This is a genomic window from Ruegeria sp. E1 (assembly GCF_056534225.1).
Genome location: NZ_JBQFPE010000001.1, coordinates 167,476 through 180,973, shown reverse-complemented (window position 1 = coordinate 180,973; position 13,498 = coordinate 167,476). Strand labels below are relative to the sequence as shown.

Sequence of the window (13,498 nt, the reverse complement as noted above, 5' to 3'; positions counted from 1 at the left end):
GCAAGCCATGAAGACCAGAGCGGTGTCCCATTCGAAATCTTTTTTGCTGCGAAAATGATCCAATAGGCCTTGTTGTTGCGTATTGTTCCCGGTTGGGAAAGTGCGCGGAAAAGATCATGCAAAATACGATAAAGCCTATTGCTTTTGCCATCTCTACCGTTAGCTTATGCCCCGCAACGTGCGTCGGACAGCGCTCGATGGGGTCTTTTTTATGATTTTGACTGCCGCTCGGTCGTTCTGACCGGTCCGGTCGTGTTTTTGCTGAAATGCCGGTTGAACCTGGGACGAACATGGCCAATACCTTTCGCAGCCCCGAAGAATTACGCGATATGTTCGGGGCCAACCTCAAGCGTCTTGCACAGAGCTATCCGTCTGTTTCAGAGCTTTGCCGACAGCTTGGCATCAACCGCACCCAATTCAATAGATACCTTCTGGGCGAAAGCTTTCCGCGTCCCGATGTGCTGGACCGCATTTGTCGGTTTTTTGATGTCGATGCCAGAATTCTGCTGAAACCGCTGGATGAGATCGAAACGCAACTGCGTCACCCCTCGGCGGATATTCTGGACCACTTTCTTGCTGCCCGGCACGAACCGGAGTTGCCCGGTGGTTTTTTTCACGCAACCGAAACCGATCCGAACGATGCAAACGCGGCGCAGAACCGGTTGCTGTTCCTGCGCCCGGTCAAACGCAATATCCTGCTCAGGGGATATGAACCGCGTGCGCTGATGCCGGGTGAGCCGCCTGCGGCGCGCGAGATTCAGGGGATTGTCTGCAAATCCGATGCGCGTGTCTTTATCCTGATGTCCCGGCGCGGCGGGCAGGATTATCGGGTTATGGTTGTCTCGAAAACTGACCGCGACGGTGGACCGTGCTGGGCCGGGCACACGACCTATTTGTCCGGTAGATCCGGCACGCCGCCGATCACGCGGCCCGCGGAACTGGTGCATCTGGGCGATCAACTTCCTGCCGCCCTGCGCATCGGGCGTGCCGCCCCCGGCGCGCCGTCGACATCCCAGCCTCGCCCCGTTTCGGAAGGTACTGCCGTCTGACCTGAGCGATCAACTCGGCGCGGTCGCTGCGGAGCCTTCCGCGCTAATCAGGCGGTACAGATGCCAGCTTGCGTGCCCCAGCAGCGGCAGAACCAGCAAAAGCCCAAGGAACCACGGGATCATCGCCAAAAACGTCGCAATCGCGATGAACGCCCCCCACAGGATCATCACGCCAAAATTCTCGCGCACATAGTTAAAGCTGGTGATCATGGCGGTCACGAAATCCAGCTCGCGGTCCAGCAACATCGGAATCGACAGGACCGAGATCATGAACAGGATCAGCGCAAACACTGCCCCAACGGCGGTGCCAAACGCAAGCATGGTCAGGCCATTGAAGCTCAGCAGCACTTCGAAAGAGGACGAGATATTGGTCATCGTCGCAAGGCCCAGAAACAGGGCAAATATCATGTGCCCGAGGAAGAACCAGAACAGGAACATGACGACGATAATGGCGCAGATCGACGGAAGCTGGCGTCGGCTTTGCAACAGCACAACACCAAAAATTTCGCGGAAACCCAGCGGCTTTTTCTGTTCAAGACGATGCGAAACCTCATAAAGACCGACCGCTGCAAAAGGTCCGATCAGTGGAAAGCCAATCGCCGCCAGAACCAGCCAGAACGAGGTTCCCGTTTCCAGCGTGACCCACGCCATCAGCCAGCCCGCGATCACATAAAACCCGGCAAATAGCAGGCCGAATACGGGGGCGCGGCGAAAATCCTGCCACGCAAGGCGCGTGGCTTGACGCAGCATGTCGGTGGTTACAGGCTTGAGCGCCGGAACGCCAAAGGGCTTTTCCATGTTCAGTTCATCCTCCGCTGATTTCTACGCCAGGGCGGGCCGTTTTTGCGGCCACCCGGTCGCCGCGTGATAGGCCGCGCCAATAGACAAGACGCGCGCGTCTGAACCCTGCGGGCCAAACACCTGTACGCCCATCGGCAATCCGTTTTCCCCAAACCCGGCGGGCACCGACAGACAAGGCAACCCAAGCAGGCTGACGGGCGTAACAACCTGCATCCAGCGGTGGTAGGTATCCATCGATACGCCCGCAATTTCGGTAGGGAATGGGATTTCAACCTCAAACGGCCACACTTGCGCGGCGGGCAGGATCAGCGCGTCGTAGTGCTTGAAGGTCTCCGCAGCCCGTCGAAACCACTCGGTCCGGATCACGCTTGCGTGGTGAACGTCCATCGCACTTAGCGCCAGTCCGCGCGCCAGCTCCCACTGTGCGCTGTCTTTCAGCATCTCTCGGCGGTCGGTCAGAGGCAGCAAACCTGCCGCGACGCTCCAGGATCGCAGCGTGACCCAGCTGTCCCAGATCCGGTCGGCCTCGAACGGAGGGGCAAGTTCCTCGACCTCGGCACCCAGATCGGCGAATACGCCAAGGGCGGCTTGGCAGGTCTCGAGCACACCGGGTTCAAAAGGAAATGCGCCGCCCCAGTCACCCAGCCAACCGATGCGCAGACCTGTCAGGTCGGCTTTGGTCAGAGGGCCAACCGGGGTGACCGGCTTGCCCAGCGGTTGCCGCGGGTCCGGCCCTGACAAAACGTCCAGCAACAACGCCAGATCCTCGGGGCTGCGCGCCATCGGCCCGGCGGTTGAAAGCTGGTGCAGATATCCGTCGCCCACGGGCTCGGACGGAACGCGCCCCCAACTTGGCCTGAACCCATAGACATTGTTCCATGCTGCCGGATTGCGCCGGCTGCCCATCATGTCAGACCCATCCGCCAAAGCCACCATGCCGGTCGCCAGCGCCACTGCCGCGCCACCGGACGAACCTCCGCAGGTTTTGGCCGGGTCATAGGGATTGCTGGTCGCCCCATAAACCGGGTTAAAAGTATGAGAGCCCAACCCGAACTCGGGCGTGTTGGTCTTGCCGATCAGAATAGCCCCGGCAGCGCGCAAACGCTGGGCAAGCAGATCGTCCACCTCAGGCACATGATCCTGAAATATCGGAGACCCCTGGCTTGAAACGATCCCCGCCACGTTGACAAGATCTTTTACAGCCATGGGCAGACCATGCAAAGGACCACTATTGTCTCCCTCATCCATCGCCCGCGCCTCGGCCAGCAAATCCTGCGCCGGACGCAAGGCGACAATGGCATTCACCTGATCGTTCACCGCCTCGATCCGGTCCAGCGTCGCCTGCATCAAATCGACGGCGGTCAAGCGCCCTGCTGCCAGTTCTGCCTGCAATTCCGTGGCGGATGATCGGATCGTATTCATGATGGTCAGAGCGCCTTGTGTCAGGTTATTCGCGCTCAGCCTAACCGGGGTGGATATTCAATTAAACCCACAGTTCAGATACATCTTTCCGGCGTTCACCTGATCTTCAGGCCAAAGCGAAGATTGCTGTCGCGCCCCAGAAACCGCTTTACGCACAAGAGGATCGCCAAAAGGCTCAGCGCCAGCCAAGCCCCGCCCCACAGCATTGTTGTACCGCCAAATTCCTCGGCCAGCATATAGGCGTCCGAGCGCGCGCCTGAGCGGCGGATCGTGTCGTCAAAAATGTCGTAGGGCACATAGATCACGCTGGTAAGACCAATGATCCGCAACACCAGATCACAGACCGGACGGCTGAGAAACCACGCCATGGCTATCATTACGACGCCAACACCCGCACAGAACGCCATCGCAAAACTGTCGCGGACATAAAGCGCCGTTACCAGCAACATAACCGCTCCGAATCCGCCAAGGACAGCGCGATCCCAATGCGTGCGCAGCGCGATAATCAGCAACCCCATCCCAAAGGCAAGCGACCCCAGATACCCGGCCGACAGGCTGATGAAACGATTGCCGCCGCGTCCAGTCACCAGCCCGCCCTGCTGGGGCGAGATCGAAAAGCTTTCGACCGAACCGCCGGTCAGAATGATCGCGATGGCATGGGAAAGCTCGTGCAGGAACACGACCAGCAGTTTCAACGGCAGCACAAAGGGCGTGCCCCAGAAGACAAAGACCAGCGCGATGATCGCGATCAGTTGCCAATGGCCTTTGATCAGGTTGATCACGACCTGATCAGCCCTCGCCCTGCGCCTCGGACCGGCTTTTGCCTGACACGTTCAGGGCAAGGGTTGCGGCCATGAAATCATCCAGATCGCCGTCTAGCACGCCCTTGGTATCCGAAGTTTCATGATTGGTCCGCAGGTCCTTGACCATCTGGTAGGGTTGCAAAACATAGGACCGGATCTGGTTGCCCCAGCCCGCATCGCCTTTGGCCTCGTGCGCGGCGTTGATGTCGGCATTCCGGCGGTCCAGCTCTTGCTGATACAGCCGCGATTTCAGCGCCTTCATGGCAATGTCGCGGTTCTGGTGTTGCGACTTCTCGGAACTTGTTACCACGATGCCCGTAGGAATGTGCGTGATCCGCACGGCCGAGTCCGTGGTGTTCACGTGCTGACCACCCGCCCCGGAGGACCGGTAGGTATCAATGCGGATGTCCGAGGGGTTCACCTCGATCTCGATATTGTCGTCCACAACCGGATAAACCCAGACCGAACTGAACGAGGTATGCCGTTTGGCCGCTGAATCAAACGGAGAAATCCGCACCAACCGGTGCACGCCGCTTTCGGATTTCAACCAACCATAGGCGTTGTGGCCGGAAATCTTGTAGGCTGCGGACTTGATCCCCGCCTCTTCGCCCGAGGTCTCGGATTGCAGCTCGACCGTATACCCCTTTTTCTCGGCCCAGCGGACATACATCCGCGCCAGCATCGACGCCCAGTCGCAGCTCTCGGTACCACCCGCGCCCGAGTTAATTTCCAGAAACGTGTCGTTGCCGTCGGCCTCGCCATCCAGCAGCGCCTCAAGTTCCTTTTTGGCGGCCTTGGCTTGCAGCTTTTTGATCGCATCCTCGGCGTCGGTGACGACCTCTTCGTCTTCTTCCATCTCGCCCAGTTCGATCAGTTCGATATTGTCGCTGAGGTCGGTTTTGATGGATTCATAGGTCTCGATCGCGTCAACCAGCATCTGCCGGTCACGCATCAGTTTCTGAGCGTTTTCAGGGCTGTCCCACAGGTTCGGATCCTCAACGCGGGCGTTGAATTCCTCCAACCGGTGCGGCGCGGTTTCATAGTCCATGCGCTGCGCCAGCAGCTCCAGCGACTTTTCGATTTCCGCCACGATATTCTGGGTTTCGGCGCGCATGGTCTTGTCCCAACTTGCTCAATCAGGCCTGCGTGATAGCAAGAGCTTGGGGCCACCACAAGACAGGCGGGACGTGAATGCAGATCGCACCGGACAAGTTTCTGAACAGTTGGCACCTGACCCTTGTGCGTCAGGTGGCGGACACAGGGCAGGCACAGGTCTGGAAGGTGGAAACGGCTGACGGTCAACCCGCTGCGCTGAAAGTGTACCAGCGTGCTGATCGCGGTAACGAAGAACCCGGTCCGCGCCTGATGACGCTTTGGCAGGACCGTGGGGCCGTTGGGATATTGGCCGAAGCGCCGAATGCGCTGCTCACGGAATGGTTGGAGGGGCCGTCCTTGGGTGATCTGGCCCGCGCGGGTCAGGCCGACACAGCCCTTGAAACGCTTGCGCAGGTTGCCGGTCGCCTTCACCAACCACCGCATGTTGCAGCGACCGGGCTGAAACCGCTTCGGCAGGTTTTCGTGCCGCTATTTGAATGCAAGTTTGCCGAAAACTGCCCAGCCATTTTGAAACGCGACATGACAAAGGCGATTTCGATTGGCCACGATCTGCTGGACAGTCAGGACCGAACGGTTCCCTTGCATGGCGACCTGCACCCCGACAATGTCATTGTGACGACATCGGGAACTCGGGTGTTTGATGCGAAGGGATATGTGGGCGATCCGGCCTTTGAACTGGCCAATGCGCTCCGCCATCCCAAGGGAATGCCCGCGCTGGTTCGACAGCAAGATCAGATCGAAAAAAGTCTGCGCCTTTATGCAACCGCTATGGGGATTGACCGGAACCGCCTTGCCCGGTGGTCCGCGGCCAAATGCGCATTGTCGATTTTCTGGAAATCCGGCGGCGTCATCTCGGACGACGCCGAAGCAGACTTGCTTAGCTTGTTGTTACACGCAGCGGATCAATAAAGCCCGCCGCCCTGCAACTCACCCTGGCTTGCATTTGGCCCGACGGTGATCGTGTCACCTGTCGAGGTGGTGACCTGACGACCAGACCCGCCGACTTCTTCGAACAAAGGCAGATCCGATCCCATTGCGAAACCACCGTCAAAGACGCGGTCGATAAAGCCGTCCACGCCATCCCGGAAATACTCGGCCACGACATATTCACCGCTGGCCTCGTCGGGCAAGCGCGCACCGCTGAACCGGTCGATCTTGATGAAATGCCCACCGGGGGGTACGTCGAACGGACCGCCGCCATATTTCTCGACCGCTTTTTCCATAAAGCTCTGGAACACCGGGCCGCACATGGTGCCGCCATAAGCCCCCCGCCCCATCGGGCGTGGGCGGTCATAGCCGATATAGCAGCCCGCCACGATGTTCGAGGTGAAGCCGATGAACCACGCGTCCTTGGAGTCGTTGGTCGTGCCGGTCTTGCCCGCCGTGGGAACCGGCAGGTTGACATGGGCCGAGGCCGTCCCGCGATCCACCACGCCCTTCATCATCGAGGTCAGCTGATAGGCTGTGATCGCATCCATCACCTGACTGCGATCCGTGATGATCTGCGGGGCCTCGTCCGGTTCCAGCCAGCTTGAGTTGCAATCCAGACATTGCCGGTCATCATGGCGATAGATCGTCTTTCCGAACCGGTCCTGAATACGGTCAACCAGAGTGGGTTCTACCCGCTCACCGCCATTTGCGAACATCGCGTAGGCAGCGACCATCTTGTACAGCGTGGTTTCCTCGGACCCCAGTGAGTTCGCAAGGAATGCGCCCATCCGGTCATAGACCCCGAACCGCTCGGCATAGCCTGCAACCACCGGCATCGTAATTTCCTGCGCCAGACGAATGGTCATCAGGTTCCGCGATTGTTCGATCCCGGTGCGCAGCGGCGTTGGTCCATAGAACTTGTTCGACGAGTTCTTGGGCCGCCACAGGCCCTGGGGCGTGTTCACCTCGATCGGGGCGTCCACCACGATGGTCGCGGGGCTATACCCACTGTCCAGCGCTGCGGCATAGACGAAGGGTTTGAAGCTCGACCCCGGCTGGCGCTGCGCCTGTGTGGCGCGGTTGAACACGGTGTCCTGATAGGAAAACCCGCCCTGCATCGCCAGAACCCGGCCCGAGTTCACGTCCATTGCAACAAAGCCGCCCTGCACTTCGGGCACCTGACGGGCGGACCACTGACCTTCTTCGCCGGCCATCACAAGGATCACATCACCGCGTTTGAAGTTGGCGGCAAAATCGCCCTGCATCCATTTGATATCCGCGCGCGGGATGGTGCCATCGGCCGGGCCATCCTCGATCCCAACGGTGAGGGATTGGTCAGCCACGTTCAGTACCACCGCCGGAAACCATTGCGTCGGTAGCACCACGTCGCGCGGAATTTCCATGATCGCCAGCGCCTCGCGCCATTGCGCCTCATCCGCCAGCTTTTCCTCGGGGATCACCTCACCCGTGCCGCGCCATTTCCCGCGCGAGCGGTCGTATTTCTGCAACGCGGTGCGCAGGGCCTTGGCGGCCTCGACCTGCATCTCTTCATCAACCGAGGCGCGGACGGTGAAACCACCGGTAAAGAACTCACCCTCGCCGAAATCCTCGCTCAGCTGACGGCGGATTTCGTCGGTAAAGTAGTCACGCGGCGGCAAAGCCGTGCGGAAGCTTTCGAAATCGCCGTTCTGCACCGAACGCAGTGGCATCTCGACTTCGGCCTCGTAGGTCGCCTGGTCAATATACCCGTTCTGCTGCATCTCGCGCAGCACGTAATTGCGGCGGTTCAGCAGGCGTTCTTTCTGGCGGACCGGATGGTAGTCGGAAGGCGCTTTGGGCATCGCGGCCAGCATCGCAGCCTCGTGCGGGGCCAGTTCCTGCAGCGTCTTGTTGAAATAGGTCTGCGCCGCCGCCGTCACGCCATAGGAGTTCTGACCCAAAAAGATCTCGTTCATATAAAGTTCGAGGATCTGTTCCTTGTCCAAAGTATCCTCAAGCCGGGTGGCGAGGATGATTTCCTTGATCTTGCGCTCGGCCCGACGATCACCGGACAGCAGGAAGTTCTTCATCACCTGCTGCGTGATGGTCGATGCACCACGAACGTTTGCGCCCTTGGATTTCACCGCTTCAACGCCGGCCGCGATGATACCTCGTGGATCATAGCCCTGATGGGTATAGAAATTCTTGTCTTCCGCCGAGATGAACGCCTGCTTCACCAGATCGGGAATTTCCTCGGACGGCGTGAACAGACGGCGTTCCTGCGCGAATTCGTCGATCAGTTGGCCTTCGCCCGAATAAATCCGGCTGATGGTGGGCGGTTTGTATTGCGCAAGCGATTCATGGCTGGGCAGGTCGCGCCCATACATCCAGAACACCGCGCCAACAACCAGCGCGGCCATGAATATACCCAGGGTTACGAGGCTGAAGATCGCCCCGAAAAATGAAAAGATGAACCGGATCACATTACTGCCCTTCACTCGCGGTGACGCCTATATAGGGGCGCACCGGCGCAGGGTCAAAACACGAAAGGCTACAATGGCCGATTTGCGCCGTCAGGTCACTGCCCGATCAGGGACCGTTTGACCAGATCATCCTGACGCCAGCTTTCCAGACCTTTGAATATGCCTTGCGCCATCGCTGCCCGCCATTCCGGGCTTTGAATGTTCTTCAGATCCCTTGGGCTGGACATAAATCCCAATTCGATCAGAACCGAGGGGATGTCAGCCGCCTTAAGAACCGAAAACGACGCGGTTCGGATGGGTTTGTTGTTCATGGGCCCGCCCTGCTGGCCCATCCCTTCGGCCAATGCCCTTGCCAATGCCTCTGTGCGCGGGCGGGTTTCGCGGCGCGCCATGTCCAGAAGAATGTCAGCGACCTGATCATCCGACCCGCTAAGGTCGATGCCTGATATCAGGTCCCCGCGGTCATGCCGTTCCGCCAGTTTCTGGCTGGCAACGTCCGATGCATCCTCGGACAGCGTATAGACCGCCGCACCATGCGCGCGCCCTTCCGACAGAGAATCCGCGTGCAGCGAGACAAATATGTCCGCCCCGGCGCGGTGCGCCAGCGCGATACGGCGTTCCAGCGACACGAAGTGGTCGTCGGAGCGGGTCAGGACCACCTCGTAATTGCCCGACCGCAACAGCACTTCGCGCAACTCACGCGCGAAGGTCAGCATCAGGGTTTTTTCGTCGGTTCCACCCGCCTCGGCCCCCGGATCGATGCCGCCATGGCCGGGGTCCAGCATAACCCTCAAGGGACGGGCTGTGGCCTGCCCGGATTTGGCCAGTGCGACGGCAGGTTCCGGCAAATCCCAACCCGGCTGGCGGGGAGCTCCGGCGCTGGCGGCGAAGGTGTTGAAATCCGTCCCTTTGAGATTCAGCGTCAGTTTTGCCCCTCCGGTCGCGGGATCGACGCGCAAATCTGCGGTATCGACAGCAAGCGGTGCCCCAAGCTCCAACACCAGCCGCGACCAGCCCGGTACGTAAGCACCGTACTGAATGTCACTGATGCGCTGGGTTTGCAGAAAGCTGTCCCGTTCCAACCCGGACCAATCAACTTCTTGAAAATCAAGCACCATTCTGTATGGATCACGCAGGGTGAAGATGCGATAAGGAACCCCCTGACTAAGGGCCAGTTCCACGCGAACCCCTGCCCGTCCCTGATCGGTAATCCGCGACTGTTCGGGCAAAATCCGCGCAAGCGCGCTGAAGTTCTGCGCAAGCGCAGCACCACTGAGCGCCCAGATCAGCGCGATGGCGTAGAAAATCCTGCTCATGGCCTCAAGTTATCCCGAGATCGTTTCGCAAGACCCTACAGCACCTGCCGAAATTTGTGAACGGCTTAGGCGACGGTTTTGATTGCCCCCCTGTCAGCCATAAACTGGCGCAGTCGGTTCAACCCTTCCTGAATGTCGGCAGTCGATCGGGCATAGGAAAAACGCAACGTGCTGTGCCCTCGCAGCGGGTCAAAATCCAGCCCCGGCGTGACGGCGACTCCCGCCTTGTCCAATATCTCAGCAGCAAAGGCGCGGCTGTCATCGGTCAGATCCGAAACATCAGCATAGACATAAAATGCCCCATCCGGCGGCGCGATATTGGTGAACCCAGCCTTTGGCAGACCTTCCAGCATCAATGCGCGGTTGGCGCGATAGACGTCCAGATTGGCCTGCAATTCCACGTCACACTCCATCGCGGCAAGTGCGGCGACCTGACTGGCATGAGGCGCGCAGATGAACATATTCTGCGCGATGCGTTCAACCACGCGCACCTGATCTTCGGGGACAACCATCCAGCCAACGCGCCATCCCGTCATCGAGAAATACTTGGAGAATGAGTTGATCACATAGCACTCATCCGTCAGCTCCAGCGCGGTGATGGCTTTGGCCTCGTATTCCAGCCCGTGATAAATCTCATCACTGATAAAAGATGCCCCCTGCCCCTGCGCGGCCTCAATCAGCGCACCCATCGCGGCATGATCCAGCATTGTGCCGGTGGGGTTCGCGGGCGACGCGACCATCAGGCCTTGCAGGTCCATCCCCGCGAAATCCTGCGGCACCGGTTGCAAACGGTTCTCGGGCGCGGTCGGCAAATCAACCGGCACCAATCCCAGCGCCTTGAGGATTTGCCGGTAAGATGGATACCCCGGCGCGCCGATGCCCACTCGGTCGCCACTATCGAACAAAGCGGTGAAGGCCAGCAGGAACCCGCCCGATGATCCGGGAGTAATCACCACACGCTCGGGGTTCAGATCGACGTTGTACCAGTCGCCATACATCCGGGCGATCCGCTGTCGCAGCGCAGGCAGGCCCAAGGCGACAGTGTAACCCAGCGGGCCTTGGGTCATCTCTTTGTCCAACGCCTCAACCGCGCCCTTTGGCGCGCCGGTGCCGGGTTGCCCCACCTCCATATGGATGATGTGGCGTCCAGCTTCTTCGGCACGGCGCGCGGCCTCCATCACGTCCATCACGATGAAGGGATCGACCCCGGACCGGGTTGAGTTTCTCATGCCCATCTCCCATGTTGCAGCCATGGCTTTTGAACGCGTATCCAGGCTGGCGTCAATCCCAGCCCTGTTGCTGATGGCGGTGACATGGTTCACAAGCGCGTTTCAGGCCAACGCCCAAAGCCTGATCCGAGACCCCGATATTGAACACGGGCTGCGCGAGCTGGCCTTTCCGGTCCTGCGCGCTGCGGGGCTGAACACCAACCGGGTGCGGATTTATGTGGTCAATGACAGCACGTTCAACGCCTTCGTCATCGACTATAACGCGATCTACCTGAACTATGGGCTGATCCTGTCGGTCGAAAGCCCTGAGATGTTGCAGGCCGTGATTGCCCACGAGGCCGCCCATATCGCCAATGGCCATCTGGCGCGCCGGGCCGAGAACCTGCGGGCCGCGCAGCGCAATGCAGGCTTTGGCACCGCGCTGGCCCTTCTTGCTGCACTGGCAGGCGGAGGCGAAGCCGCGGCAGGTATCGCCGCCGGCACCCAATCCTCGGCTCTGCGCAGCTTTCTGGGCCATACCCGCGCCGAAGAAGCCGCAGCAGACCGCAGCGCTGCCAGCTATTTGCGATGGGCCGATATTTCACCCAGCGGCATGGTGAAACTGCACCGCAAATTCGCAGGCCAGGAACTGCTGAGCGAGGTCAATCAGGACCCGTACATGCGCTCGCACCCCACCAGTCGCGAACGCCTGCGCGCAGCCGAAGCTTTTCTGGACGAGTTCGGAGATCAGGCCAAGCGCAATCCAAACGCCGATTACTGGTTCGCGCGGGTCAAAGGCAAGCTCTCGGCCTTTTTGCGCGCACCCGGCTGGACCCTGCGTCGCGCGGCAGAAGAGGACCACCAAGACATCCGCATGATGCGCGAGGCATCGGCGCATCATCAGAACCGCGATCTGGGACAAGCCAGCGCCGCCATCAATGCCGCGCTGAAGATGCGCCCGGACGACCCGTTTTACTATGAACTGAAAGGGCAGATCCTGCTCGAGCACCGCAAAACCAAGGACGCTATCGCGGCCTACGGGTCAGCAGTTGAAATGGCACCGCAGGACTCGTTGATCTTGGCCGGGTACGGTCGCGCCCTTCTGGCGGATGGGCAGACCCAAAAGGCGCTGGATGCACTTGAGAAAGCCCGCGCCAGAGACTACCGCAACCTCAGACTGATGCAGGATCTGGGCGTGGCCTACGCCCAGCTTGGCAACAATGGCATGGCCTCGGCCGTGACCGCCGAACGATATGCCGCGCAGGGCCGTTTGGCCGATGCGGGCATCCATGCAAAACGCGCGGTCGGGCAGTTGCCCGAGGGTTCTCCGGGTTGGCAAAGGGCACAGGATGTGTTGATTGCATCGGAACGCGCAAAGAAAAAGAAAAGGAGAAGGAAATGATCCTCAGACATGCAGCACCCGCCCTTCTGGGGCTTTCCTTGATTGCAGGGCCTTCACAAGCGCTGGACCTGAACGCAATGACGGATGACGAAAGGGCCGAATTCGGCGCGCAGGTGCGCGAGTACCTGCTGGAAAATCCCGAAGTGATCATCGAGGCGATCAACATTCTGGAAGCGCGCAATGCCGCAGCCGAGGCCGAAGCCGATAAACAGCTGGTCCTCTCCAATATGGATGAGCTGGTGAATGACGGCTATAGCTGGGTGGGTGGCAATCCCGATGGTGACATCACCCTGGTCGAGTTCATGGACTACCGCTGCGGCTATTGCCGCCGCGCGGTGCCCGAAGTGGCAAGCCTGCTGGCCTCCGACGGCAACATCCGTCTGGTGATCAAGGAACTGCCTATTCTGGGAGACGCCTCGGTAATGTCGTCACGCTTTGCGGTGGCAACCAAACAGGTTGCAGGCGATGACGCCTATAAGCAAGTGCACGACGCATTGCTTGAGTTTGGTGGCGATCCGAACGAAGTCACCCTGAGACGCATTTCCGACGGGCTGGGGCTGGACAGCGACGCCATTGTTGCCGCCATGGACAGCGATCAGGTGACGGCCGAGATCAACCAGACCAGAGAGCTGGCGCGCAAGATGAACATCTCGGGCACGCCTTCATTTGTGCTGGGCACCGAAATGCTGCGCGGCTTCCTGCCTGCTGATCAGATGCAACAGATCGCGAATGGTGTCAGGGCCGAACGGGGATAAGCCCAGCCTGCGCGGCATAGCTGACCTCAGCTGATATCGAATTTGAGATACAGGCGGCCTTCAGTCGAACGCCGCCTGTGTTTTGCCGAAGCTTTTTTCAGCGCTCTTACTTAAGCGAAACCTACACCACTCGAGACCCGCACCGGCAGTTCGGTGTGGCCGATGGCCCACATAGTATGCGGAACTGGCGAAATTTTGCCGGGTCGCGGACAGACCTCTTTCCATAAATATTAA

Annotated in this window: 11 protein-coding genes; 4 read left to right on the top strand and 7 right to left on the bottom strand. The window is 59.7% G+C overall.

Annotated features, from left to right (window positions below; translation table 11 throughout):
• The first annotated feature begins 290 nt into the window (after nt 1–290).
• On the top strand, nt 291–1,049 hold the full coding sequence (locus ACR0FG_RS00895) for a helix-turn-helix domain-containing protein (RefSeq protein WP_480889149.1): 759 nt from the start codon (nt 291–293) through the stop codon (nt 1,047–1,049).
• Between the two features lie 9 nt (nt 1,050–1,058).
• On the opposite strand, the gene ACR0FG_RS00890 is transcribed toward ACR0FG_RS00895, so the two are convergent.
• From ACR0FG_RS00890 to prfB, 4 genes are all read right to left on the bottom strand, one after another.
• On the bottom strand, nt 1,059–1,847 hold the full coding sequence (locus ACR0FG_RS00890) for a DUF2189 domain-containing protein (protein ID WP_480889147.1): 789 nt from the start codon (nt 1,845–1,847) through the stop codon (nt 1,059–1,061).
• A 24-nt stretch (nt 1,848–1,871) separates the two neighbouring features.
• On the bottom strand, nt 1,872–3,272 hold the full coding sequence (locus tag ACR0FG_RS00885) for an amidase (RefSeq protein ID WP_480889145.1): 1,401 nt from the start codon (nt 3,270–3,272) through the stop codon (nt 1,872–1,874).
• A 95-nt stretch (nt 3,273–3,367) separates the two neighbouring features.
• Nucleotides 3,368–4,054 carry a M50 family metallopeptidase gene (locus ACR0FG_RS00880; RefSeq protein ID WP_480889144.1) on the bottom strand — a complete coding sequence of 229 codons (687 nt, stop codon included), beginning with the start codon at nt 4,052–4,054 and terminating at the stop codon, nt 3,368–3,370.
• 7 nt (nt 4,055–4,061) lie between these two features.
• Nucleotides 4,062–5,189 carry a peptide chain release factor 2 gene (prfB, locus tag ACR0FG_RS00875; protein WP_170714965.1) on the bottom strand — a complete coding sequence of 376 codons (1,128 nt, stop codon included), beginning with the start codon at nt 5,187–5,189 and terminating at the stop codon, nt 4,062–4,064.
• Between the two features lie 77 nt (nt 5,190–5,266).
• Here prfB and ACR0FG_RS00870 point away from each other — a divergent pair, with 77 nt between their 5' ends.
• The gene (locus ACR0FG_RS00870) at nt 5,267–6,100 is read left to right on the top strand and encodes an aminoglycoside phosphotransferase family protein (protein WP_480889143.1); all 834 of its coding nucleotides are present in this window, start codon (nt 5,267–5,269) and stop codon (nt 6,098–6,100) included.
• Here the strand turns inward: ACR0FG_RS00870 and ACR0FG_RS00865 are convergent.
• The 3 genes from ACR0FG_RS00865 to ACR0FG_RS00855 form a co-directional block, all read right to left on the bottom strand.
• Entirely contained in the window at nt 6,094–8,583 is a 2,490-nt protein-coding gene (locus ACR0FG_RS00865; protein WP_480889544.1) for a penicillin-binding protein 1A, read from the bottom strand. The genes ACR0FG_RS00870 and ACR0FG_RS00865 overlap by 7 nt on opposite strands.
• Nucleotides 8,584–8,678: 95 nt before the next feature.
• Nucleotides 8,679–9,899 (bottom strand): N-acetylmuramoyl-L-alanine amidase, encoded by a 1,221-nt coding sequence (locus ACR0FG_RS00860; RefSeq protein ID WP_480889142.1) that lies wholly within the window; start codon nt 9,897–9,899, stop codon nt 8,679–8,681.
• Between the two features lie 65 nt (nt 9,900–9,964).
• Nucleotides 9,965–11,128 (bottom strand): pyridoxal phosphate-dependent aminotransferase, encoded by a 1,164-nt coding sequence (locus tag ACR0FG_RS00855; protein WP_480889140.1) that lies wholly within the window; start codon nt 11,126–11,128, stop codon nt 9,965–9,967.
• Between ACR0FG_RS00855 and ACR0FG_RS00850 the strand changes: the two genes are divergently transcribed.
• A complete protein-coding gene (locus tag ACR0FG_RS00850) occupies nt 11,127–12,509 on the top strand; it encodes a M48 family metalloprotease (protein WP_480889138.1) in 1,383 nt (460 codons plus the stop codon). The two genes, ACR0FG_RS00855 and ACR0FG_RS00850, sit on opposite strands and share 2 nt — an antisense overlap.
• Nucleotides 12,506–13,264: a DsbA family protein gene (locus tag ACR0FG_RS00845; RefSeq protein WP_480889137.1), complete on the top strand. Its 759-nt coding sequence runs from the start codon at nt 12,506–12,508 to the stop codon at nt 13,262–13,264. Before ACR0FG_RS00850 ends, ACR0FG_RS00845 begins: the two co-directional genes overlap by 4 nt.
• Nucleotides 13,265–13,498 lie beyond the last annotated feature (234 nt).

Coding starts and splice junctions, on each gene's coding strand:
- ACR0FG_RS00895 (WP_480889149.1), top strand. CDS start 291: ATGGCCAATACCTTTCGCAGCCCCGAAGAATTACGCGATATGTTCGGG.
- ACR0FG_RS00890 (WP_480889147.1), bottom strand. CDS start 1,847: ATGGAAAAGCCCTTTGGCGTTCCGGCGCTCAAGCCTGTAACCACCGAC.
- ACR0FG_RS00885 (WP_480889145.1), bottom strand. CDS start 3,272: ATGAATACGATCCGATCATCCGCCACGGAATTGCAGGCAGAACTGGCA.
- prfB (WP_170714965.1), bottom strand. CDS start 5,189: ATGCGCGCCGAAACCCAGAATATCGTGGCGGAAATCGAAAAGTCGCTG.
- ACR0FG_RS00870 (WP_480889143.1), top strand. CDS start 5,267: ATGCAGATCGCACCGGACAAGTTTCTGAACAGTTGGCACCTGACCCTT.
- ACR0FG_RS00860 (WP_480889142.1), bottom strand. CDS start 9,899: ATGAGCAGGATTTTCTACGCCATCGCGCTGATCTGGGCGCTCAGTGGT.
- ACR0FG_RS00850 (WP_480889138.1), top strand. CDS start 11,127: ATGCCCATCTCCCATGTTGCAGCCATGGCTTTTGAACGCGTATCCAGG.
- ACR0FG_RS00855 (WP_480889140.1), bottom strand. CDS start 11,128: ATGAGAAACTCAACCCGGTCCGGGGTCGATCCCTTCATCGTGATGGAC.
- ACR0FG_RS00845 (WP_480889137.1), top strand. CDS start 12,506: ATGATCCTCAGACATGCAGCACCCGCCCTTCTGGGGCTTTCCTTGATT.